At 58.3% G+C, this 19,033-nt stretch carries 34 protein-coding genes; 17 read left to right on the top strand and 17 right to left on the bottom strand.

From position 1 onward, the window contains the following. Nucleotides 1-67: 67 nt before the first annotated feature. The 16 genes from AA0535_RS08695 to AA0535_RS08620 form a co-directional block, all read right to left on the bottom strand. Entirely contained in the window at nucleotides 68-1,258 is a 1,191-nt protein-coding gene (locus AA0535_RS08695) for a WavE lipopolysaccharide synthesis family protein (protein WP_264815581.1), read from the bottom strand. Nucleotides 1,259-2,110: 852 nt separating this feature from the next. Next, nucleotides 2,111-3,283: a tyrosine-type recombinase/integrase gene (locus AA0535_RS08690; protein WP_264815580.1), complete on the bottom strand. Its 1,173-nt coding sequence runs from the start codon at nucleotides 3,281-3,283 to the stop codon at nucleotides 2,111-2,113. Nucleotides 3,284-3,469: 186 nt separating this feature from the next. Further along, nucleotides 3,470-3,727: a hypothetical protein gene (locus AA0535_RS08685; protein ID WP_264815579.1), complete on the bottom strand. Its 258-nt coding sequence runs from the start codon at nucleotides 3,725-3,727 to the stop codon at nucleotides 3,470-3,472. Then, entirely contained in the window at nucleotides 3,720-4,202 is a 483-nt protein-coding gene (locus AA0535_RS08680) for a hypothetical protein (protein WP_264815578.1), read from the bottom strand. Before AA0535_RS08680 ends, AA0535_RS08685 begins: the two co-directional genes overlap by 8 nt. Next, nucleotides 4,202-4,939 carry a hypothetical protein gene (locus AA0535_RS08675; protein ID WP_264815577.1) on the bottom strand — a complete coding sequence of 246 codons (738 nt, stop codon included), beginning with the start codon at nucleotides 4,937-4,939 and terminating at the stop codon, nucleotides 4,202-4,204. Before AA0535_RS08675 ends, AA0535_RS08680 begins: the two co-directional genes overlap by 1 nt. Next, entirely contained in the window at nucleotides 4,936-5,202 is a 267-nt protein-coding gene (locus AA0535_RS08670) for a hypothetical protein (RefSeq protein WP_264815576.1), read from the bottom strand. The genes AA0535_RS08675 and AA0535_RS08670 overlap by 4 nt, the downstream gene beginning before the upstream one ends. Further along, nucleotides 5,199-5,411, bottom strand: coding sequence for a hypothetical protein (locus AA0535_RS08665; protein WP_264815575.1), 213 nt, complete (start codon nucleotides 5,409-5,411; stop codon nucleotides 5,199-5,201). The genes AA0535_RS08670 and AA0535_RS08665 overlap by 4 nt, the downstream gene beginning before the upstream one ends. Further along, on the bottom strand, nucleotides 5,408-5,611 hold the full coding sequence (locus AA0535_RS08660; protein ID WP_264815574.1) for a hypothetical protein: 204 nt from the start codon (nucleotides 5,609-5,611) through the stop codon (nucleotides 5,408-5,410). The genes AA0535_RS08665 and AA0535_RS08660 overlap by 4 nt, the downstream gene beginning before the upstream one ends. A 13-nt stretch (nucleotides 5,612-5,624) precedes the next feature. Continuing rightward, entirely contained in the window at nucleotides 5,625-6,470 is an 846-nt protein-coding gene (locus AA0535_RS08655) for a recombinase RecT (RefSeq protein WP_264815573.1), read from the bottom strand. Beyond that, a complete protein-coding gene (locus tag AA0535_RS08650) occupies nucleotides 6,467-6,916 on the bottom strand; it encodes a hypothetical protein (RefSeq protein ID WP_264815572.1) in 450 nt (149 codons plus the stop codon). The genes AA0535_RS08655 and AA0535_RS08650 overlap by 4 nt, the downstream gene beginning before the upstream one ends. Beyond that, nucleotides 6,913-7,221: a hypothetical protein gene (locus tag AA0535_RS08645; protein ID WP_264815571.1), complete on the bottom strand. Its 309-nt coding sequence runs from the start codon at nucleotides 7,219-7,221 to the stop codon at nucleotides 6,913-6,915. Before AA0535_RS08645 ends, AA0535_RS08650 begins: the two co-directional genes overlap by 4 nt. Continuing rightward, entirely contained in the window at nucleotides 7,218-7,403 is a 186-nt protein-coding gene (locus tag AA0535_RS08640) for a hypothetical protein (protein ID WP_264815570.1), read from the bottom strand. Before AA0535_RS08640 ends, AA0535_RS08645 begins: the two co-directional genes overlap by 4 nt. Beyond that, nucleotides 7,400-7,606, bottom strand: coding sequence for a hypothetical protein (locus AA0535_RS08635; protein WP_264815569.1), 207 nt, complete (start codon nucleotides 7,604-7,606; stop codon nucleotides 7,400-7,402). The genes AA0535_RS08640 and AA0535_RS08635 overlap by 4 nt, the downstream gene beginning before the upstream one ends. Then, complete coding sequence (locus AA0535_RS08630) at nucleotides 7,606-7,884, bottom strand: hypothetical protein (RefSeq protein WP_264815568.1); 279 nt, start codon at nucleotides 7,882-7,884, stop codon at nucleotides 7,606-7,608. The genes AA0535_RS08635 and AA0535_RS08630 overlap by 1 nt, the downstream gene beginning before the upstream one ends. A gap of 80 nt (nucleotides 7,885-7,964) precedes the next feature. After that, entirely contained in the window at nucleotides 7,965-8,732 is a 768-nt protein-coding gene (locus AA0535_RS08625; RefSeq protein ID WP_264815567.1) for a phage regulatory protein/antirepressor Ant, read from the bottom strand. A 103-nt stretch (nucleotides 8,733-8,835) separates the two neighbouring features. Then, complete coding sequence (locus AA0535_RS08620; protein ID WP_264815565.1) at nucleotides 8,836-9,492, bottom strand: LexA family transcriptional regulator; 657 nt, start codon at nucleotides 9,490-9,492, stop codon at nucleotides 8,836-8,838. Nucleotides 9,493-9,574: 82 nt separating this feature from the next. Here AA0535_RS08620 and AA0535_RS08615 point away from each other — a divergent pair, with 82 nt between their 5' ends. The 6 genes from AA0535_RS08615 to ssb all read left to right on the top strand — a co-directional run bounded on the left by AA0535_RS08615 (nucleotide 9,575) and on the right by ssb (nucleotide 11,533). Further along, a complete protein-coding gene (locus tag AA0535_RS08615) occupies nucleotides 9,575-9,778 on the top strand; it encodes a helix-turn-helix domain-containing protein (RefSeq protein ID WP_264815564.1) in 204 nt (67 codons plus the stop codon). Then, nucleotides 9,775-9,915, top strand: coding sequence for a hypothetical protein (locus tag AA0535_RS08610; protein ID WP_264815563.1), 141 nt, complete (start codon nucleotides 9,775-9,777; stop codon nucleotides 9,913-9,915). Before AA0535_RS08615 ends, AA0535_RS08610 begins: the two co-directional genes overlap by 4 nt. A 97-nt stretch (nucleotides 9,916-10,012) precedes the next feature. Next, nucleotides 10,013-10,489, top strand: coding sequence for a hypothetical protein (locus tag AA0535_RS08605; protein WP_264815562.1), 477 nt, complete (start codon nucleotides 10,013-10,015; stop codon nucleotides 10,487-10,489). A gap of 1 nt (nucleotide 10,490) precedes the next feature. Beyond that, the gene (locus AA0535_RS08600) at nucleotides 10,491-10,667 is read left to right on the top strand and encodes a hypothetical protein (RefSeq protein ID WP_264815561.1); all 177 of its coding nucleotides are present in this window, start codon (nucleotides 10,491-10,493) and stop codon (nucleotides 10,665-10,667) included. Nucleotide 10,668: 1 nt separating this feature from the next. Beyond that, nucleotides 10,669-11,061, top strand: a complete 393-nt coding sequence (locus tag AA0535_RS08595; protein ID WP_264815560.1) for a hypothetical protein — start codon at nucleotides 10,669-10,671, stop codon at nucleotides 11,059-11,061. 1 nt (nucleotide 11,062) lies between these two features. Next, nucleotides 11,063-11,533, top strand: coding sequence for a single-stranded DNA-binding protein (gene ssb, locus AA0535_RS08590; RefSeq protein WP_264815559.1), 471 nt, complete (start codon nucleotides 11,063-11,065; stop codon nucleotides 11,531-11,533). 5 nt (nucleotides 11,534-11,538) lie between these two features. On the opposite strand, the gene AA0535_RS08585 is transcribed toward ssb, so the two are convergent. Then, complete coding sequence (locus tag AA0535_RS08585) at nucleotides 11,539-11,799, bottom strand: hypothetical protein (RefSeq protein ID WP_264815558.1); 261 nt, start codon at nucleotides 11,797-11,799, stop codon at nucleotides 11,539-11,541. A 3-nt stretch (nucleotides 11,800-11,802) separates the two neighbouring features. Between AA0535_RS08585 and AA0535_RS08580 the strand changes: the two genes are divergently transcribed. From AA0535_RS08580 to AA0535_RS08530, 11 genes are all read left to right on the top strand, one after another. After that, nucleotides 11,803-12,222, top strand: a complete 420-nt coding sequence (locus tag AA0535_RS08580) for a hypothetical protein (protein WP_264815557.1) — start codon at nucleotides 11,803-11,805, stop codon at nucleotides 12,220-12,222. Nucleotides 12,223-12,335: 113 nt separating this feature from the next. Further along, a complete protein-coding gene (locus AA0535_RS08575; protein ID WP_264815556.1) occupies nucleotides 12,336-12,872 on the top strand; it encodes a GIY-YIG nuclease family protein in 537 nt (178 codons plus the stop codon). Further along, a complete protein-coding gene (locus AA0535_RS08570) occupies nucleotides 12,869-13,102 on the top strand; it encodes a helix-turn-helix domain-containing protein (protein ID WP_264815555.1) in 234 nt (77 codons plus the stop codon). Before AA0535_RS08575 ends, AA0535_RS08570 begins: the two co-directional genes overlap by 4 nt. A gap of 1 nt (nucleotide 13,103) precedes the next feature. Further along, entirely contained in the window at nucleotides 13,104-14,066 is a 963-nt protein-coding gene (locus tag AA0535_RS08565) for a DNA cytosine methyltransferase (protein WP_264815554.1), read from the top strand. After that, nucleotides 14,063-14,338, top strand: coding sequence for a DUF2312 domain-containing protein (locus AA0535_RS08560; RefSeq protein WP_264815553.1), 276 nt, complete (start codon nucleotides 14,063-14,065; stop codon nucleotides 14,336-14,338). Before AA0535_RS08565 ends, AA0535_RS08560 begins: the two co-directional genes overlap by 4 nt. 231 nt (nucleotides 14,339-14,569) lie before the next feature. Beyond that, the gene (locus tag AA0535_RS08555; RefSeq protein WP_264815551.1) at nucleotides 14,570-14,926 is read left to right on the top strand and encodes a VRR-NUC domain-containing protein; all 357 of its coding nucleotides are present in this window, start codon (nucleotides 14,570-14,572) and stop codon (nucleotides 14,924-14,926) included. Next, nucleotides 14,923-15,930 (top strand): YdaU family protein, encoded by a 1,008-nt coding sequence (locus tag AA0535_RS08550; RefSeq protein ID WP_264815549.1) that lies wholly within the window; start codon nucleotides 14,923-14,925, stop codon nucleotides 15,928-15,930. Before AA0535_RS08555 ends, AA0535_RS08550 begins: the two co-directional genes overlap by 4 nt. Further along, complete coding sequence (locus AA0535_RS08545) at nucleotides 15,927-16,106, top strand: hypothetical protein (protein ID WP_264815548.1); 180 nt, start codon at nucleotides 15,927-15,929, stop codon at nucleotides 16,104-16,106. The genes AA0535_RS08550 and AA0535_RS08545 overlap by 4 nt, the downstream gene beginning before the upstream one ends. Next, complete coding sequence (locus tag AA0535_RS08540) at nucleotides 16,099-17,586, top strand: replicative DNA helicase (RefSeq protein WP_264815547.1); 1,488 nt, start codon at nucleotides 16,099-16,101, stop codon at nucleotides 17,584-17,586. The genes AA0535_RS08545 and AA0535_RS08540 overlap by 8 nt, the downstream gene beginning before the upstream one ends. Before the next feature lie 522 nt (nucleotides 17,587-18,108). Continuing rightward, entirely contained in the window at nucleotides 18,109-18,306 is a 198-nt protein-coding gene (locus tag AA0535_RS08535; protein ID WP_264815546.1) for a hypothetical protein, read from the top strand. A gap of 156 nt (nucleotides 18,307-18,462) precedes the next feature. Beyond that, nucleotides 18,463-19,011: a hypothetical protein gene (locus tag AA0535_RS08530; RefSeq protein ID WP_264815545.1), complete on the top strand. Its 549-nt coding sequence runs from the start codon at nucleotides 18,463-18,465 to the stop codon at nucleotides 19,009-19,011. Nucleotides 19,012-19,033 lie beyond the last annotated feature (22 nt).

Below are 19,033 nucleotides of genomic sequence, written 5' to 3'. Positions count from 1 at the left end.
TGCCTCGGATTTGTTTCAATCGCCTCAGCCTTCCTCTGGCTCAGATTCGTCCACCAGCACTAGTAATTTACGACGGCGATCTCCCCTTGCCGGTGGCATGGGACCAACCTGGTAGTCTTGCGACGCGTGGATTTGAGCGTTTTGACGTACTAGGGACAGGACCGGCTTCTCGCCCATCAGTCTTCTCCAGTACGACCCTGTCTATCGCCATATCGTAGAAACCGTGAGACGTGAGCACGATTTCGAAATCGTCTATACGATCTTCAGCCTGCTCGAACGATATCTGAAGGAAGACGGCGCTATCTTCAGCATCGTTCCCATGATCCCGCGGAAACTCGGCTGTCGCTAAGACGCTCTGGCCTCCATTATACGCGGCCTTCAATACGAGATAGCAATCATCTTGGCGAGGATATAGAGACGAGACTTCGACCGTTGCAGTATAACTCCCCTTGAAAAGCCCTATGTAAGGGCCGAAACATACTATTCCGCCTTCAGCATCGCCCGGTATTATTATGCTTCTTCCGAAGTGGAAGCCTACGTCGCTCATGAGATTCTGTGCACCAATCAACAGCGGGAATCGTTGCGGATTATATCTCCGAGCACCAAATTTTCCTTTGTCGAGATAGACAGGGATATCGATCGATTTATCCGACGATAGAACGATCCAATCCTCCTCGATTATACGAAGATTGTTGTCGGTGTATGGGATGAAGCCGTGATTATATTTGGGGAAATATATTTCTAGATTATACAAGTCACACAATAGAAAATTTTCTATGAGTATCTCTATAGATTCCACAATTGACCGATCATCGTTGTGATGACTGAGGAATATACCATCTATTTTCTTGTTGAGAAACTCGTAGTGCACATACTGCTCTATAGCCAGCCTTGAGAAAAAGTTCCTCTCTTTCTCTCTAGTTCCGGAAAGACAGGTGTTGCTCTCGTAATAAGTCATAAATGTCAAATCAACGAGTGGTACATTCCACAACTCACGCACGTCTTTGGTTAGACCGAAATGGAACCAGTCTCCATAATGAAACGGCAGCCTTACACCTGAAAACGGGTTCAACGTAAAAAGGGACGATATCATAATAGGCATATCAACTACGGTATATCGGCCCTTCTGGTAAAAATTTTCATAAAGATCCACATATTTCTCTAAAAATTTTTCTGACTTGAAAAGAAGATCGTTCCTCACCCGAAGGACAAATTCGCGTGTTGCGAGAGCCAATCCACTACACGCCGCCTCAATCATGTGATTTGGGTGTGACCGTGCGCCGTCGCGAAAGACTGCGGGGAAGGTGTTTGCAAGCCGCGCGTAAGCGATCTTGTCAGCCTGACAATTGATCAAATGACAGAAATTTTCCATACTGGAAAAGCGAGTACTGCAGCGTGTGACGGTTGAAGATGCAAAGTCAATGAAATCGGAACTTGAGATAGAAAAAATAATTTCTGCATGCGGGAAATTATTTCTGTAAGACATGAGGATATTCGCCACATCCTCATAATTCGATCTTGAACAATTGCCATGCACAACTATACTCAGATTTGCGCAGCGTTCTCTTAAATTATGCAATTATCACTCTCCTACCTGCTGAGGCGCTCAGTGGACATGATAGAGGAGAGACGAATATGTCAATAATTTAATTTTTCAATTTTGAGCCTCGACCTCAGCTTGCATGCCGATCTACACGCACGCAGAATACCGCAATTCCAGATATGAGATGATGGCAGCGACTCTATTTTACTGTGGCTGGCGCAGATACTCGGTTATGGAGTTTTGCTGAAGCAAACTCTTGAGAGTATTTCGTGAGCGCGCTTCATATCGGGGTGCGGCGATGAAAGAATAGGATGGACAGTTATCGTGCGGGAGTTGATCGCGCACGTCGGCCTATCTCAAACGGTCGCGGCTTTCGGTTTGCTAGTGACTATAAACTTTTCCCTGCCGGCAATGTGTCGACATACTTGGCCTCACGCGAACAGGCTAGTGTATTAAGAACATCATTGGTGCGACTCCCAAAAAGCCGTCTACTTTTCGGGTGAGGATGGTGGGTGCGACAGGGATTGAACCTGTGACCCCTGCCGTGTGAAGGCCGAAACCAACCCGTCAAAAACGGTGGAATACCGCCACTTTTTCGTTGTCCGAATTATCGCTGCACGGATTTTGCACACCCTGCGTTTCTCCGTCCAGCCACCCCCTGATTTCCGGCGCATAGGCGCCCGGCATCTTTTTGGCGTAGCGCGTCACCATTGTGATCGTGCTCCATCCCCCATCCTCCCTCAGTGCCAGCAAGTCGCGATGCAGGCAGTAATGCCACGTTGCCCATGTGTGCCGCAGATCGTGCGGCGTCACTTCTGGCACCCATACCCGCTTGGTCTGGTTCGTGCCCTTGGGTATCCACTCGCGCCAATGGCCGGGCAGCTCAGCATCACGACAAGCTCTTGCCCATCCGTTCTTGATCTGGCCGCCACTCGTGCGCCCGTTGTTGTGATACCGATCCCCCACTTCTTTACCCGATCGCGCCCCCGCAGGGCGTCTCGCACGCACCGGGCGGAACACATGGCCTTCACGATGTTCGAGCGCATCCAACGCCATCACCACGACCGCAGGCAGATCAACGTGCCGTTCCGTGCCCTGCTTCTGCCAGACCACCGCGCGAGATCCCTTTAGATCAACGTGGCGCCATTCCAGATCCAGCGCCTCGGACATGCGGACGCCAGTCCCGGCGAGGAAGATCAAGAGCGGCTTGAGGTGATCTGCTGCCGAATCAATCAGCGCATCAACTTCAGCCGGACGCAGGTAGATCGTGCGAGACGCTGCGACTTTCGGACGCTCGAACGCCGGACGTTCGCACCACTGCCGACGCGCAGCAAACTCGAGTACGGCTTTAAGCGGGGTAAGGACGCCGCGCAGTTTCGTTGCGGGGCTCGCACCCCGTCCCGAAGTCAGGATGCGGCCATACGCCTTATCAACAGCGGCCTGGTTGATGTCGCTCAGGCGCGTCGTCCCGAAGTGATCGAGCAGGCGTCGCAGGTGGGCTTTCGTAGTCTCGGACCGTTCCTCAGCTTCGAGATATGCCGTCAGGGCGTGGGCGAACGTGACGACTGCACGCTTGCCATAGACGCTTTCCGTCCAGAGTTCCGCTTCACGCTTAGCCCGGTAAGCTTCGGCTTTTTGGGGGTCAGAAGTTCCTGCGCTCTCGAAAACGCTTTGTCCTCGGACGGTTCCGCGCAGGTAGAGCCGGTCCGTACCGGCGCGTGAGACGACTTTGAGGGGCATTCCAGACTCAGTAAAAGGCGGTTGATATCGTCGGGCAGAAACACGATCCGGCCCGGCCATCTTCGGTGTGTCGGGCCGCCTGCGAACTCAGGCGTATCCCGTAGGTGCTCCATGAGCTTGCATCGCCCTATCCTCCCCTTGAGCCGGGCGAGAACATCGCGAACGACCAGCACTTCAGGCATTCCCTCACCCATGCGCCCTCTCCTTCCGAAACTCCACAAAGTCGGCATAGACCGCACTCAGAACCTCCCCCGTGGCCTTAACCTCGAGCAGGATCGTGAACAGCGTATCGACCTTCACGGCATGGCCGCGCACGATCCGTCCAACCGTATGCGGGCCCATGCCGGCCGCGAGTGATATAGCCTCCATCGAGCGCCCGTCTTTCTCGACCAGCCGCCGCACCCGTTCGCCCAGGAGGCGGTTGAAGGGGGTGGGGTCAGTCATGGGACAATTCCTGCAGCGCATGAGCATGTCCTTCCCAGAGGGCATACCCCGGCAAGTCGAGGTGCTTCATGTCCAGTCGAATATGAACACCATCCCTGTATGGCGTATCAATCACCCCATTCTCGGAACGCGGGGAACCGCCAGGATACCTAGTCGTGCATCCCATAGGGACCGCGATGAAGCGGCTACGGACTTCACCATTTTTCTCTCTTCGGATGTCAAACTCTGACAGCTCCATCACCAATTCGTAGTGGCAAATGTCGCCGCACTTATCCCAGCGAAGCTGCAGCCTCGGACACGGCAGATCGCTATAGCCTGCTCCATCTCGCTTGATGACGGCGAGATTGTCCGGGAGCAGGTTGAAGTCTGCCTCATCCAGCGCTCCAAGAGCCCGCTTGATTGCGTCATTTTCGCGCGGGCTAAGGTCGGGATCATTGTTGAAGATGACGTCCCACGCGTAACTAAGCTTTTGCATCACTCACCTCCCTCGCGGATGGCTGCGACTGCGTTTCTTGCATCTGCTTCGGTTGCGAACCGGCGGGATCTCTTTCCGTCATGGAAAGCCCAGACAAGTCCGGTCGCAGCGAATCCCATCATTTCTAAGATTTGAAGCGGTTCTATCTCAAGGCATTCGAGTGCCTCATGCGGCGATCCATACGAATCCTCATCTACGCCGAACCATTGCGGTTTTTTCAGCCGCTCTACTTCCCCCTCCAACTCCTTCACCCGAGCCTCAAGCGCGGCGACGTTGGCGGGGCGGGTGTATAGAGGGACCGGCCATGCCTGATTTTCCGACCCATAGATATTTGCTTTGGTAAGCGGTGCTTTTGACGTGAGATACACAAGTGCAGCCTCGCTGATATATCCTGCGATGTCCGCCCCCTCCGCATCCTTCCGGCGCTGCTCTGCCTCGTCTTTTGGGGATGCGGGAATTGCGCGCCAGTGCGTGACAGTCCCGGCAATTTCCATCCCAATGGCATCAATCCACCGCTTTCCGGGAGCGGGGCAACTGTCGCAATACCTGCCGTATTCGCCGCAATCGTGATGTTCGACGCCATAATGAGCGTTTTCGTAGCGCGTTGCGCTTTCCTCTCCCTCAACCCACAAGTCAAGGTAAGTCCCGTCTTTCGGTGCCGTGCTGATTGGCTGCCACGCGCTTGCGTCCCGCGCCAGAAACTTCGTGCTCTCCGGCTTCTGTTCGTGCTGGGTCATTGTCCTGCCCCCTCTTTGAATAACCGAACTGTGCTCAGACCTTCCGGCGTAAAAATCCAGACAGTTTCTCCGGCTTCAAGGCTATCAGACTGACAGTTCTCGCTATGAACGCCTTCCGTCATGAGCCCCGCGTCAACCAGCTTCTCGAAATCGCTTACATCCCCTCGGTCATTTCCATCCTGAAACAGGCCATGAATTCGCACGGCAAGCCCCATTATTTCGGGAGCGTATTTCTTGCTCTCCGGCTTCTGTTTGTGGGTCATACCTCGTACTCCTTGAGTGTTTCGTAGCTGCGGATCATCGCAACTACGTCACCCTGAGCCATGGCGTGCGCGGCCTCGTCCAAATCGCGCCGCATCAACGCTGCGGCAAAATACCCAGCTGGGATTTCGTCGTAATAAGGCAGCACGTTATCGCGTACTCTGGCCATTTCCTTCGGAAGTGCATCGCCTAGTGTCGTTGCGTCACTCATCCCCGTCTCTCCCCTGCGCTCCGGCCCTTCTCGGCCTCCTGCGCTCGTTGTGTCTGCGCCGCTATCCGGGCGCGAATTGCATCCTGTGCCGCCTGCTCTCTCGTCAGGCGGTCCGCTATTTCCTCGTCGCCGGGGTGGGTCATCGCCTGCACCTCCAGCCGTGTCCGGTTCTGCCGTCCCGCCACCAGCGCGCGAGGCACCTCAGGAAGTCGCTCATGACGGCGCGTGTTCCAGCTCGAGATCCTTGTTCTCCGGCTGGTACGCTGCGGCGAGCTCATCAAGGCGCTTATCAATCATTCCAGCGACCGTGTTCTGCACATCCTCGGCTATCGGGTTTCCGGCTTCCTCGGCCTTCGCAACGATCTCGATCCATTTGCCGCGCACGGCTACAGCTTGTTCTGGCCTCATGGCGCGCTCGAGCCATCCTGAAATCCGGGCAGCATGATCGATGGTCGGTAGCACCCGCTTGGGCTCGGGCGTAATGTCGATGGACTGCTGCGACACCGACTGACGGAAGCTATCTTGCGGCGTGTCAGCGGCCTCTTCCGCAGTAATCAGACCGCGCAGCACATCAGGAAACGCGTCACGCAGCGCAAAGCCGCGGGCGCGCATCTGCAACATCCGGCGTGGGTATTGCTTCCAGGGCCCTTGCTTGGACCAAAGACTTGCGTTCTTGGCATCCTCAACCGAGAACCGCGCCTCGACAGGGGATTTCCCCTTGCGCTTGGCCACGCAGATCGCAGTCAGGCTGTCGCCATCCCCCTCGAACGTCTCGATCACGTCATCACAGACCGAGGAAGCACGCACGAGCCCGAGCAGCGCATCGCCCCAGACGCTCGGACGCCCGTTGATGACGGCGATGTTCTGCAGCGCCTGCATCGGTGCCAGGCCGAGTTCGGAGCCCATCTGGACGGCGATGATGATCGCGTCTGGCTTGCCGTTATATTGTGACGGCACCATTCCAGACTTCGCAGCCATCTGGCCGAAGCGCATGAGCTGGTCGAAGTTGGAGATCTGAATGGCGGGGGCATGACCCTGTGTCGTGACAATCTGGTTCATTTTCTTGTCCTGATCTGAATGGTTCCGACGGGGGCAGCACCGAGCGTTGCGCCCGGTATCGTCTCGCCGCGTCGGAGGCGTTTCGTGAGTTCGGGCCGGTTCAGCTTGTCCGGCTGGGGGGAAAACAAAGACGGAAGGGCAGCACGCAAGGCGCGCTCGTCTGTTACGGTCGCGGCCTGTTCAGGACGGGTCCTGGTGACAAGATATGGACCGGCTTCGAACGACACTGTCCCGCTCTCGTCGCACGACTGACGCACACCTTCGCGCAGTTCATCCCGCATGGCGGCGCAATCCTTGGCGAGTGCGTCCAGCGCCTCAATGCACAGGACAGCCCCGGTGTCGGGGTCGTTTGCCAAACGCATCTGCTTGAGCGCGTCGATCATCCGGTCAAACGAGGGCTTCACGTGCTCTGCGTATGCCGCGTTGGCGATGTCGAGGGTATTCACGCCCCCTCTCCCTTCGCCTTGGCGAGCGCGGCACGGGCCCGGTCGAGTGCTTCGGTCATATCCCGCGTATTGCAAGGCCCCGTTGCTAGACTGACCATCTGCTTTAACGCGTCGAACAGTTCCGGCGAAGCGGACATCAGGTGGGCGTTTGCTCTCGCCTCTTCATCATTGCCACTCTCCGCACCAACGCCAGAAAATCCCGGAGTCATCCCTACCAAATGCGCCATTCTGGCGTTGGGCCTCTTGATGAAGTACCCTGCCCCTTTACCAACGACCCAAGGCCCCGGCGTCCATTTTCCGCTCATGAGCGTGCCTCCTTCATCGCTGGGATGACCAGCCGTGCGTCCGACGCAAGTCGCCGTTCGTGGTCCGCGATCAGCCGGGCCCGCAGCGGCGAGCTGTCCAGCCCGAACGCCGGGTTGCTCAGGAACGCGATAGCCTCGCGGCTCTGCTCAATGCGCTGTTGCACAGTCAGGCGGGTCGTCATTGTGCGACCTCCATCACAGGAGCCTCACGAAGAGCTTCGCGATACTCAGCGAGCGAGCGGCGACGCCAGGAGATACGGTCGGCCTGCTCAGACTTTCCCTCGCCGCGCAGGCGAATTTCGTAGCTGAGCAGCGTGTCACTGATCGCCACCAGTTCGCCGCCAAGATTATCGAGCAGGTCGCTCTCGATGAAATGCCCGGCCATCACCCTGCCCTCTGCTCGAGAACGGCACGGTTTGGCAGTGCCTCGCCAAGGCGGCAAAACAGGCAATCAAGTTCGTCCGTATCGAACGCGCCACGGTCAGTCACGCGGGACAGCTTGGCGTTCACCTGCTGCTCAGTGCGCGTGATCAGTTCGCGGATTTCCTCGGCGATCTCCGCATCCTGGCTGACTGCCGCCTGATAGTTACTCATCGCCTTGGCACGATAATACGGGCTGCGCGTATCACTGCTCCGAAACTGCATTCCGTCTGGATATGCCATCTTCTCTCTCCATCACTGGAAACACTGGCCGGAAACCCGGCTTGTTCGGCCCCGGCGTGCCGGGGTCGCGTCAAGCGGGGTCAGGGTGTGTTGTTGATCTTGGCGGCCATACCTGGCTCAAGGCGCGGCTTCTTACGGGCTTCCTGCGCCAGACGAATGGCCATGCGGTTGATGCCCTTGCGCGTCATCTTGAAGTCGAGAACCACACGCTCTTCGCCCTTCTCGGTGAAGACACGCGAAGTCAGGACGGTGTATTTCTGCTCTCTGCCGTAATGCGTCGGTTTCAGCTTTCCGCTCTCGCGGCAGGCCCAGCCCCATTGCACGACGAGATCGGCAACCTTGTTCTGACCGATCCCAAGGTGTCGCCCCACATCGCGCACACCCTTCGGTTCGGCGCTCATGGCGCTCATCTGGTCCAGTGCTTCTGCCTTGGGCTCGGCCACATCGAGACGCTGACGCTGTTCCTCGACCTGCTCCGTCAGATCGGCAGCGAGCCGCAGGGCCTCGGCCTTGGTCTGGGGAACATAGAAGTCATGGGAAGCGATTGGAGCGGATGCCGCGGCTTCGAGAGCCATCCAGCGATCAATGATCTTGAGGCGGATATCTGCTCGGTAGCCCGCGATGAGGACGAAGGTCAGGTTCTTCGGCAGATTAAAGCAAGGCTTTTCGCGACCGTAGCTATCGGAATAGATGCCTCTGAACTTGGATGCATCTTCATCCAGTTCGTTCATCATGACTTCTATGTCGCGCAGGACATGAAAGTGCTGCTTGCCGGTAAGAGACGCGATTTCCCGGCTCGACATCTTGAGCGCGGTCAGCACGTCTATGATTGTTGGCTCGGTTGCCATCTGGCTTCCCCATCGGTGGTGATGGGGAGAACGTAAGCGACGCTTACTTACATGTCAAGGAAAAAAGTAAGAGTTCGAGAGATTCCCGTAAGTGGCTCTTACTTTACAGGCGACGAGAAAACCAGACTACTCGCCCGAGGATCTGGCACCGCTCCGCCTCAACATCATAGGGCGGGAAGCGGTTGTTCTCTGACTTGATACGCAAGGTTGGAGCATCAAGGCCCCGCACCATTTCGACCCACTTGCACACAACGCCGTCACCGTCGAACACAACGAAGATGCCCTCCATAGCAACGTTTTTCTTGCGCATATCTACAAGAACGGTATCGCCGCTGCGCAGTAGGGGCTCCATCGACTGCCCCTCGATTTCCACCACACACAGGTCTTCAGGACGCGCCCGCAGATCTCGCGTGACAAACCCTTCCTCGAAGAACTGGGGATAGCCGAGAAGGCCATCCTCCATAAGCCCGCCTCCCCCGGCGCCTGCGCTAACATTGAGCGAACGAACCGGGACGTAGCCTGGCGCAGATGATTTTGTAAGGGATGGCAGGTCAGCGGCAATCTGCTGGCCGCCTTCTAGGGCGGCGATGTGCGATTGGAGATATGCAATCACGTCTTGGATTTTGTCCGGTGACGGTAGCGAAGACCCTGCTTTCCATTGGCTTACGGCCTGACTGGTTACGCCAAACCTCTCGGCAAGGTCTTTATTCTTCACGCCAGAGCGGCGGATTGCTTCGGGAAGGGGGTCGATGGAAGGCATCCTTTCTTTTTATATCTGACCCTTCTTACAATCTATGTAAGTTGCGCTTGCATTGTATGTAAGAGGCTCTTACATTCGCTTCATGGACAACGAAGCACTCGAACAGGTGATAGCTAAGGCAGGGGGGCCATCCGCCTTGGCTAAGAAATTGGGCGTCACCTCCCAAGCCGTCAGCCAGTGGAAAAGCGTTCCGGCGCGCCACGCAGCTATCGTAGCCGATATTCTGGATTGCCCGGTGCGCACGTTGCTGTCCGCCCGTCGCACCCCCACGGAGGCCCGCCCATGACCCTCCTGCAGTTCCTCGAAATCGCAATTCCGCTCTGTGCCGCCATCCGCCTGCTCGCCTGGGCTTCCGGCGTGACGCGGGCCACAAGCTCGGAGGAGCGCCCAAGCCAAGCCGCCCATTCGGAGGGACAGTCGTGAGCGCCCCAGCCAAGCCGCCATTCTCCCTGACCGGAACCATCTCCGCGCTCGATTTGCAGAGCATCGCCGGACGCCTCGAACGCAAGGGAGGGAAGAAATGACCGAGACAAAGCCCTGCAAGTGGTGCCAGAAGGCGATCGTGCGGGCCGATGAGGCCACCGAGTTCAATTGGGCGCGCCGTCTGTTTTGCAATTCGAGATGTCGCAAGGCGCTCGACCGCCAGATGGAGTGCAACGGCAATCACGCCACGCAGAGCGCGCGCAGCCGGAACACCCCAATCACGCAGGAGGAGGCCACTCGGTTCGTCGGTCTCGTGAGTGCGGGTGTTTCCGACGCCGATGCCGCCAAACAGCTTGGCCGCGCGAGCCCGGAAATCCTCACGCGCCGTGCGATCATGTTCGGCCTGATGCCGCCGCGCCGCGCCGAACCGGGGGCAGAACTCGCGCCTATCGCGACCAAACCCGAACGCATCGAGCCGCTGAAGGCGGGGGCTGACGAGACGTGGCGCGCAATGATGCCCGACCTCTCGTGGAAAGAAGCGCAGGCCATGACCGCGCATATGGGGAGGTTCTGACATGAAGGAAGCCCCGAAAACGTGGATGGTCATCGGCTTCGTGTCGCCTTCCAACGGCGCAATGGTCGATGCCCCAGGGTCGATCATGAGTATTTCCGAGGCCCAGATGCGCCCAGACGTGCAGTTCCGATATCGGACAGCCGGAAAGCGCCGCGTCATCGAAATAAAGGCGAAGTAACATGGCTCATGAAGTGATATTCCTTTCGTCAACGGGCGTGTTTCAACTCGGAAACCTGACGCCATTCGGTGTGCAAACATCCGTTGACAACTTCCTGTCGTTTCAGGAGGCCAAAGACTGGGCAGAGAAGAACCGGACAAAATTCAAGTGCGATATTGGGGGCGGATTTCTCGAAGCCCGATATGTCGATGCGCTAATTCTCACCGGTCCTGATTTCAAAATATCCCACGCCAGTGCGGTTTTGGGATGGTCGGCTGCTCGCGTTCTGACGCTGGGAAAGCATGTCAAAAAACTCGGCATTGGGACCGTATCACTGGACCGGAAAGTGTCCGAACGAACGATAGTGTTGACACCCGATGCGCGGTCATCCCTCCTAAACTACGGAGGCCGATAAGATGGCCGGATCCGTGAATAAGGTCATCCTCGTTGGCAATCTCGGCCGTGACCCTGAGACCCGCAACACGCAGGCGGCCGGCAAGATCGTCAACCTGACGGTTGCGACCTCGGAAAGCTGGAACGACAAGGGATCGGGCGAGCGCAAGGAGCGCACAGAGTGGCACCGCGTGGTGATCTTCAACGAACGTCTTGCAGACGTGGCAGAACGCTTTCTGCGCAAGGGCCGCAAGGTCTATGTCGAAGGGCAGTTGCAAACGCGCAAATGGACCGACCAAAGCGGCCAAGAGCGCTATTCCACCGAGGTCGTGCTTGATCGGTTCCGGGGTGAACTGACGCTGCTCGACAACAACCGGGACGGCGACGAGGGCCAGAGCAACCGACCGGCCCCGCAGCGCCAGAATGGTCAGCAGTCGCGCCAGTCGGGCGGGTGGGATAGCCCGCGCGATCTGGACGACGAAATCCCTTTCTGACCCCATCAAATGACGACCACGACCCCCACCGCAGCCGCAAACTGCTCGACCAGACGTTGGCGCGTCTGGCCCGTAGCGTGCGGGTGCAGCACCGACCAGAGACGGGCCGCGCGCAGAATGTCGAGAGCGATCACGGGCGTATCCAACCGCTGCGTGAACCTTCTCGCATCTGCCTCGACCAGTGGCTTGTCGTGCTCGTGGGTGGTGGTGTCGTCGTCCATGAAAGCCTCAAGAACTGTGGGTGTGCTCCCCAGAGATTGGAGCAATTCATGTCCGTAGTTTCAGAATACTTTTCCGCCGTGGCGGAATTCGATGCGTCTCACGCCACGCCAGAAACCGTGACGGGATATTGCAAGGCAATGGTCCGCACCATGAGCGAGCAGGACGCTCCGTCCGCTCCACAGAAAGAGAAATTCCACCGTCTCGCCCGGGCAACGGGTCTGACGGAAGGACAAGCAAAGCGGCTGTTTTACGGCGAGTGGTCGGCGATCCCGGCCCACGTCTTCCTGGCCGTCCAATCTGCCTATCGGCACCACCTCGACCGCGCCAGACGACGAGCCGAACACCAGGCCGCGCTGTACCGCGATCTTTCCGAAAGATGGGATAATGAATGCGCTGGCTCATCCTTCTCCACGCAAGCGAATTGCAGTGGATTGCCTGCATCCTCTTACGCGCCGCGCTCTCGCTGAAATGGGCGTCGGATCGCCTGAACAATATGGCGCTACGCCTGATGGCTTTCGCCGATCGAAAAGCGAGCCCGGCCAAAAATCTTCCACCGTCTGCTGATCCGGAGGGCTGAGATATGACTGTTTATCTTGCTCAAGGATGCGAGACGAAGCTTGTAAAAATCGGTTTCTCTCAACAGACATGGGAGCGTGTTCGCACAGTAACTTGTGCAGGAACAGACAAACTAACGCTCCTGCGTGTGATGCCCGGTGGTCGTGTCGCTGAGCAGTGGATGCATCGTGAGTTCAAGCACCTTCGGTGTCACGGTGAGTGGTTCTCCTTTGACAGCCGCATGATGACTGTCGAAATCCCTCATGAGCTCTCGCAGGACTCGGACCGCAACGAGTTTTCGCCGCGGTCACTGCGCATTGATGTCGAGAGTGAGATCTATTCTCTCCTCGCCGAACATTATCGACCCCTGCGAGGCGCGGCGTCAAAACTTGCCAGCGACGCAAACTCGACGTCGAGGGCAGCCAAAAACTGGCTCGACAGGCGGAATCTCCCCTCGGCTGAGGCGCTTCTCAATCTCATGTCTGAAAATCCCTCATTCGAGTGTGGGATCAAAGCAATCGTCGCAGATATCCGCCTCGAACACGAGGAGCAGCGCAAATGAGCCGCTCCAACCAGATCGACGAAATCGACGTGCTGCGAATAGTAAAAGACGCTGTTTACCGCGCCGGAAGCCAAGTCAGGTTTGCGGAAAAAGCCGGTGTCAGCAAGCAGACGCTGAATAGCCAAATCCATTCCCGCGATGATCGAAACTTTACTCCTGAAGTTCTCCGGGCCGCTGGCCTGCGCCGCGTCGTGACCGTCCATTACGAATTTATCGAGGGGGCGGAATGACGTGCGTGTCCTCTACAATGAATGGGACGAACCCACGGCAGCATGGCTGCGCGAACTCATCAATGGACGTCATCTGCCCTCCGGGGCGGTCGATACCCGGTCAATTGGAGATGTTCGGGCGAACGATCTGCGAGACTTCGACCAGTGCCATTTCTTCGCAGGGATCGGCGGGTGGCCCCTCGCCTTGCGCTGGGCTGGTCTTGAAGGAACACCAGGCGTTTGGACCGGATCACCGCCCTGCCAGCCCTTCTCCGTCGCTGGAAAAGGGCTTGGCCAGGCTGATGAACGGCACCTTGCCCCCGTCTGGCTCGACCTCATCCGCGAGCAAGAGCCTGTCCTCATTTTTGGGGAGCAGGTTGAAGCAGCAATTCGGGTCGGCTGGCTCGATGATCTATTCGATGCGCTGGAAGGATGCGGCTACGCCTGCGCTGCGGCAGTATTGCCAGCTTGTAGCGTCGGCGCGCCGCACATCCGCAAGCGACTGTTCTTCGGAGCAGTCAGGCTGGCCGACGCCCACCAAGACAGATTCACAGCGTGGCGAGAAATACGATCCATTCGCCCCGAATATGACGCTGAACATGGCGGTGCAGCGCGCGGGCTGGCCTACTCCCGCCGCTCGGGATTGGAAGTCGGAGAGTGCCTCGAAAGACTTCCTGGAGAGGCATATGGCCCATTCAAGAGGGAAAACGCTCCCGATGGTTGTGACGCAACTGGCAGCATGGACGATGCAGGACGGGCCGATACGGATCACGGCTTCTGGTCAGGTGCTGACTGGCTCGGATGCAGGGACGGCAAGTTCCGGCCAGTTGAACCCGGCACACAGCCGCTGGCTCATGGGATACCCGCCCGAGTGGGACGCCTGCGCGGTTACGGCAATGCAATCGTGCCCCAGGTCGCAGCGCAATTCATCACGGAATTCCTCGGCGCAATCGCCGACATGCAAGACGAAGGGCTGACCCCATGACCAACGCAACCGACATGACAGGCCACAACAGTGACGACGTGGGCGGGATTGCTGCCGATCGGCTCCGCTCGGTCATTGAGCGCGTGGAACGTTTGGAGTCCGAACGGGCCGCGCTCTCGTCCGACATCAAGGACATTTTCTCGGAGAGCAAATCGGCGGGTTTTGACGTACCGACGATCAAGCAGATCATCAAGATCCGCAAGCAAGACCCGGCGAAAGTGGAAGAGGCAGAGTCACTTCTCGACATCTACCGGAGGGCGCTCGGATGCTAGATTTCCTCTTCCCCCGTCTCCGCCGCTTAAAGGCCGAGAATGAGTGGCTGCGTCAGGAGCGCACAGAGGCCATGGCGAAGCTATGGGACGCTGCCGCCAACTCCAGAGCTGCTCAACGCGGCTCTGCCCGAACGCTGGCCCTCCTGGCAGCAAAAGACAAGGAAATTGACGAACTCAGAAAGACGGTTCGCACCCTCTGGCGGGAGCGGGACCGGGCCGGGAGGTTTACTCATGAAGCGCCCTGAGGACACCCTGCACGAAGCGGTATGGCTGGCGCTCAAGCTGGCCCTTCCGCCCGAAGCCGTAGCGATCAGCCACGAGAACCGACAGAACGGCCCGCGTGAAGGTGCCCGACGCAAGAAACGCGGCTGCCTGCCCGGCTGGCCAGATCTGGAGATCGTCCATGCCGGCCGCCATCACCTGATCGAGCTCAAGACGCCCGTAGGGACGCTGAGCAAGGCGCAACGCGAGATGCACGCTCGTCTGACGCAGGCTGGCGGGTCAGTGGCCGTCTGCCGGTCTGTGGATGCCGTGCTGGCGCATCTGGTGGCCTGTGGCGTGCCTGTGAGAGCGAGGGTGGCGGCATGAGCAAACCAGAACCCCTGACGCCCGAATATTGTGACCTACGCGGCTACGAATTTATGCCGCTTTTCGGTCACAAGCTATTCGCGAGCGAATTTTATACCGAGGCAAGCGCGGATGAATTCCGTGCTGGTCTGCGTTTGTGGTGGGCAGCATGGAACCAGGTGCCAGCCGGAAGCCTACCGAACAGTGATCGCGCACTCGCAACACTGGCCGATTTCGGGCGCGATATCGAGGCTTGGCAGGACGTAAAAGAACGCGCTCTGCACGGCTTTATCGAGTGCTCCGACGGGCGCCTTTATCACCCCATGATCTGCGCTGAAGCCATTGATTCATATGAGGAAAGGCTACGCAAGAGTAAGCGCCGGAGTGACGACAAGGAGCGCCTAAAACAGTGGCGTGAAATGCGCCGCAATCAGGAGCGAAACGAGTCTCATGCGGATGACACAGAGAGCAGTGAAACGGAAGTGAAACGCGTTTCAGGCGCATATCAAACCGAGGAACGAAACGCCTCCGTACAACGCGCCGCGCGGCGTGACAGGGACAGAGACAGTAATACCCCTATAGTCCCCACAGGGGACGAACCGACGCTCGACCTCGAAGCAGAAGACGCGAACGCAGGAAGCGAGACAGAGGGTCCGGCCAGGGACTTCGAAGCCTTCTGGGCGGCCTATCCTCGGAAAGACGGCAAGGCATCTGCTCGCAAGGCCTACGACAAGGCCCGGCGCAAGATTGGGCACGAGGCGATCATGCGGGCCGTCTCGGCGTGGCCCTTTGGCGAGAACGTCCGCAACGGGCAGGACTTCCGCCCTCACCCGGCCTCCTGGCTAAACGGCGAGCGGTGGAACGACGAGAGCGTGACCGCCGTGGTCGCGGCCAAGCCCACGGCCTCACAATACCCGCCCGAAGTCGAAGCGGCATTCGTGGCCGCTCGCCGGGAGTGGGCCCGAACTGGTTGCGAGGGAAGGCCGCCGATGCGTGATGATTTTCTTGGAGTGCCCAAGCCATGATCCCTCACATTGCCGAACCCTTCTTCACGAACCGGCAGCGCATGAACAGCACCTTCGCCGACGCGATCGTGCAAGGGGCCTTGAGCCGAGACGAGATCGAGGAAGAGATCCAGGCAACAGCCAGCGCCCTGCGCCTGATTGCCGACCTGCAGTTCGGGAGGAACGAGCGTGAGTGAATCGATCTTCCTGCCGCCCGTCCGATCGCTCGACACGTTCGAGGCTGAGTGCTCGGTACTCGCCGGCGTCCTGCTCAACAGCGCGATGCTCGAGCTCGTGGACGACATCCTCACTCCCGAGGCTTTCACCAGCGAGGCGGTAGGAGAGCTCTACCGGATTGCTCGTGATCGCGTCCGTGCCGGTCGCCCGTGTGATCCGATTACGATCAGGAGCGAGGCAGAGACGAACCCGAAGACCGCAGAGTTCTGGAAGGCGTCGGGCCCGAAGATCCTGACGGCTTTCGTCGGCAAGCCCGTGATGCGCGGTTATGCCCATGCGATCGCCGACGCGGCATTGCTTCGTTCGCTCAAAGACGAGGCTGAGAACCTGATCCTCGACGTGACCCATGCCGGAGACAAAACCGGCGCGGTCTTGGTTGAGGAATTGCAGGAGCGGATCGAGCGTCTCGCCCTGACTGGCGACACCGATCGGCCGATGAAGACCTCGGCAAACGCGATAGACATGCTCCTAGAGGCCACAGAAGCCTCGTGGAAGGCAGGTAACGCCCTCTCTGGTATCGATACCGGGTACGAGGGCTTGAACGGCCTCCTGAGCGGCCTGAAGCCGGGCGGTGTGTATGTCATCGCGGCACGACCGGGAGTCGGCAAGTCGTCCCTCATGCTCGGACTGGCGATGCGTGCAGCACAGACCTCTGGGCGGGGCCTGATCTGGTCCGGCGAAATGTCGGCCGAGGAACTGATGAGCAAGGCGATCGCGGGCAAGACTGGCCTGCCGGTCGATGTGGTCATGACAGGGCACTGGAAATTTCCGAATGGCGAGCGCCGGCCGGTATCGCGCGAGGAGATGGACCGGATCGTCGCGGCCGGAATGGCAGCCCGCGATATCCCGATGATGGTTGACGACCGCGAAGGCGCAACCGTTCAGCAGATCCTCACCCGGGCCCGGCGCATGAAGCGGCAGAAGCAGGGGCTCGCGTTCATCGCCCTCGACTATCTCCAACTCATGGAAGCAAGCGCAGCCGTGAAGCGATCGGGCAACCGCACGGCGGAAGTGACCGAAATCAGCCGAGACGTGGCACGCATGGCTCGCGAATTGAACGTTCCGGTGATCGCACTCTCCCAGCTCAACCGGCAGTCCGAGAACCGCGAAGACCGCCGCCCATCCCTTGCCGATATCCGCGACAGTGGCGCGATCGAGCAGGACGCTCGTTGCGTAATGGCGCTCTACCGCGAGGAAATGGCGCTCAGGCTACGCGTGGGGGCAGATGGGCAGGTGAGCCGGAACAGCGGCGAGAGCGATGCAGCCTACGAGAAACGCGCCGCCGAAGTGACCGAGCGCTTGGCCAAATCGGCGGGGACGGCCGAAGTGATCGTGCTTAAGAACCGAGGCGGCCGGACCGGCATCGTCGGGATGCAATTCGACGGACCCTCGACATGGTTCCGGGGCGACGACGAGCGCCGGAGTAGTGCGGCTTGGTAGGCATCGATTTTTGTTGAAAAGCGCTCAAGATCGCTGGGATAGTCCAGTCGTTCAAATTGAGAGGGTAGCGAATGCAGACGAAAACTTTGCGGAACGCAAAGCGCATTGGAACCGAGTGTCGGTTGATGGGCGGGGATAAAGTTTTCATCGATAAATATTCGGTAGGATTTCTCTCACATCAAGGCCAAAACGCCACATGTGTGGATAGTGCCTCCAGTAGTGCTATAACATTGCAATTAAATGATGGCGATGTAGTAACCGGATCAAGTAGGGGGCTTATACTTACCGGGTATTACACCGGAGCCGCACCTGACGGTAGTGTTGAGGCAGAATTCGATCTGCCGGAGTGACGCTATGCCGACGCTCATCGAGCGAACTTAGACCGCCTCCCCTTCCCCATCTGGCGCGACCTCGCCAGCACGCCGATACGCCACACGGAAATCGTCAAAGCCATGGCCGATTTTGATTGCAATCTGCGAACAAATTAACGCAGATTACCGATACAAAATCAGGATCATAAAAATGCCCAAAAATCAGATCCCTGCCATAGCACTGTTCTCCGTCTGCCTCGTGATCGTCAGCTTGCGAGCGATGGAGATCGAGGTCGATTATAGCACCGAGGCGATGCTCTACATGGCCGCCAGCCTCTTCAGCCTCGCCTGCATTCTCCAGTTGAGTTCACGGATCATCAAGGCGCATCGGCTTCGTAACCGGTATTAAGCGGCTAGAGCTTTCCGTAGCAGCAAGCCGAGAATACTGAGCAATTCGCGCTTGATACTTGCGGAGGGTGAGCGCTTTTCGTTGTACCTCGGGGGCGGTTTCTGCGATAATTCGGGTATGACGACAGCCCCAAAAATCCACGAAACTGTTGCTCAAATGGCGAGGCCGAAGACGGTCAAACGCCCTTCGCCCCCGAGGCTCGAAACGGGGCTCGTCGCGACAATCGAGCGGATGGCCAAGGACGATTATTTTGGCGCTCACGACGCTCGCAAAAGGTGTCGAAATCTATTCTCGCTGCGACAATCTGGCGATATCGACAGCGAAGGCGAAACCATGGCCGAGCGCTGGCGCAACGATTACGAATTCGCCGGGTTTGGCTATGCGGATTTCATGCGCGAGCCGATGGGCGCCGATTACGTGAAGGGTGACGCCATCACATTCGCGGTCTCACGCGGCATTGCGGGCGAGAGGGTAGCGATAGTGCGCGAAATCCTGGGCAATCCCGCGCACGGTTTGCTCGTTCGTCTCCTGCACCATGATCATTCCTTCGCAGCTATTGCCCGCGATCTGCTCCCTGCGGCGGACACAACCACTGCAAACAAGGCTATCCGACAGCGCGCCGTACAATTGCTTCAGATCCTGCCGGGCGCGTACAAGGCCGCCCGCAAGATGCAGAAAGACGGCAGAGTTGCCGTCCGCAAATAACGCTGTACATTGGCCAAACCGC

Origin of the sequence: Asaia krungthepensis NRIC 0535, from assembly GCF_025995175.1 — a bacterium.
In the GTDB taxonomy this organism is placed as follows: Bacteria; Pseudomonadota; Alphaproteobacteria; order Acetobacterales; family Acetobacteraceae; genus Asaia; species Asaia krungthepensis.
This window is presented reverse-complemented; position numbering and strand designations above follow the sequence as displayed.

What these genes read in the sequence shown, in the direction of transcription:
- AA0535_RS08695 (WP_264815581.1), bottom strand. Translation starts at nt 1,258, where the DNA reads ATGATTGAGGCGGCGTGTAGTGGATTGGCTCTCGCAACACGCGAATTT.
- AA0535_RS08690 (WP_264815580.1), bottom strand. Translation starts at nt 3,283, where the DNA reads ATGCCCCTCAAAGTCGTCTCACGCGCCGGTACGGACCGGCTCTACCTG.
- AA0535_RS08685 (WP_264815579.1), bottom strand. Translation starts at nt 3,727, where the DNA reads ATGACTGACCCCACCCCCTTCAACCGCCTCCTGGGCGAACGGGTGCGG.
- AA0535_RS08680 (WP_264815578.1), bottom strand. Translation starts at nt 4,202, where the DNA reads ATGCAAAAGCTTAGTTACGCGTGGGACGTCATCTTCAACAATGATCCC.
- AA0535_RS08675 (WP_264815577.1), bottom strand. Translation starts at nt 4,939, where the DNA reads ATGACCCAGCACGAACAGAAGCCGGAGAGCACGAAGTTTCTGGCGCGG.
- AA0535_RS08670 (WP_264815576.1), bottom strand. Translation starts at nt 5,202, where the DNA reads ATGACCCACAAACAGAAGCCGGAGAGCAAGAAATACGCTCCCGAAATA.
- AA0535_RS08665 (WP_264815575.1), bottom strand. Translation starts at nt 5,411, where the DNA reads ATGAGTGACGCAACGACACTAGGCGATGCACTTCCGAAGGAAATGGCC.
- AA0535_RS08655 (WP_264815573.1), bottom strand. Translation starts at nt 6,470, where the DNA reads ATGAACCAGATTGTCACGACACAGGGTCATGCCCCCGCCATTCAGATC.
- AA0535_RS08645 (WP_264815571.1), bottom strand. Translation starts at nt 7,221, where the DNA reads ATGAGCGGAAAATGGACGCCGGGGCCTTGGGTCGTTGGTAAAGGGGCA.
- AA0535_RS08640 (WP_264815570.1), bottom strand. Translation starts at nt 7,403, where the DNA reads ATGACGACCCGCCTGACTGTGCAACAGCGCATTGAGCAGAGCCGCGAG.
- AA0535_RS08635 (WP_264815569.1), bottom strand. Translation starts at nt 7,606, where the DNA reads ATGGCCGGGCATTTCATCGAGAGCGACCTGCTCGATAATCTTGGCGGC.
- AA0535_RS08630 (WP_264815568.1), bottom strand. Translation starts at nt 7,884, where the DNA reads ATGGCATATCCAGACGGAATGCAGTTTCGGAGCAGTGATACGCGCAGC.
- AA0535_RS08625 (WP_264815567.1), bottom strand. Translation starts at nt 8,732, where the DNA reads ATGGCAACCGAGCCAACAATCATAGACGTGCTGACCGCGCTCAAGATG.
- AA0535_RS08620 (WP_264815565.1), bottom strand. Translation starts at nt 9,492, where the DNA reads ATGCCTTCCATCGACCCCCTTCCCGAAGCAATCCGCCGCTCTGGCGTG.
- AA0535_RS08615 (WP_264815564.1), top strand. Translation starts at nt 9,575, where the DNA reads ATGGACAACGAAGCACTCGAACAGGTGATAGCTAAGGCAGGGGGGCCA.
- AA0535_RS08610 (WP_264815563.1), top strand. Translation starts at nt 9,775, where the DNA reads ATGACCCTCCTGCAGTTCCTCGAAATCGCAATTCCGCTCTGTGCCGCC.
- AA0535_RS08605 (WP_264815562.1), top strand. Translation starts at nt 10,013, where the DNA reads ATGACCGAGACAAAGCCCTGCAAGTGGTGCCAGAAGGCGATCGTGCGG.
- AA0535_RS08600 (WP_264815561.1), top strand. Translation starts at nt 10,491, where the DNA reads ATGAAGGAAGCCCCGAAAACGTGGATGGTCATCGGCTTCGTGTCGCCT.
- AA0535_RS08595 (WP_264815560.1), top strand. Translation starts at nt 10,669, where the DNA reads ATGGCTCATGAAGTGATATTCCTTTCGTCAACGGGCGTGTTTCAACTC.
- ssb (WP_264815559.1), top strand. Translation starts at nt 11,063, where the DNA reads ATGGCCGGATCCGTGAATAAGGTCATCCTCGTTGGCAATCTCGGCCGT.
- AA0535_RS08580 (WP_264815557.1), top strand. Translation starts at nt 11,803, where the DNA reads ATGTCCGTAGTTTCAGAATACTTTTCCGCCGTGGCGGAATTCGATGCG.
- AA0535_RS08575 (WP_264815556.1), top strand. Translation starts at nt 12,336, where the DNA reads ATGACTGTTTATCTTGCTCAAGGATGCGAGACGAAGCTTGTAAAAATC.
- AA0535_RS08570 (WP_264815555.1), top strand. Translation starts at nt 12,869, where the DNA reads ATGAGCCGCTCCAACCAGATCGACGAAATCGACGTGCTGCGAATAGTA.
- AA0535_RS08560 (WP_264815553.1), top strand. Translation starts at nt 14,063, where the DNA reads ATGACCAACGCAACCGACATGACAGGCCACAACAGTGACGACGTGGGC.
- AA0535_RS08555 (WP_264815551.1), top strand. Translation starts at nt 14,570, where the DNA reads ATGAAGCGCCCTGAGGACACCCTGCACGAAGCGGTATGGCTGGCGCTC.
- AA0535_RS08550 (WP_264815549.1), top strand. Translation starts at nt 14,923, where the DNA reads ATGAGCAAACCAGAACCCCTGACGCCCGAATATTGTGACCTACGCGGC.
- AA0535_RS08545 (WP_264815548.1), top strand. Translation starts at nt 15,927, where the DNA reads ATGATCCCTCACATTGCCGAACCCTTCTTCACGAACCGGCAGCGCATG.
- AA0535_RS08535 (WP_264815546.1), top strand. Translation starts at nt 18,109, where the DNA reads ATGCCCAAAAATCAGATCCCTGCCATAGCACTGTTCTCCGTCTGCCTC.
- AA0535_RS08530 (WP_264815545.1), top strand. Translation starts at nt 18,463, where the DNA reads ATGGCGAGGCCGAAGACGGTCAAACGCCCTTCGCCCCCGAGGCTCGAA.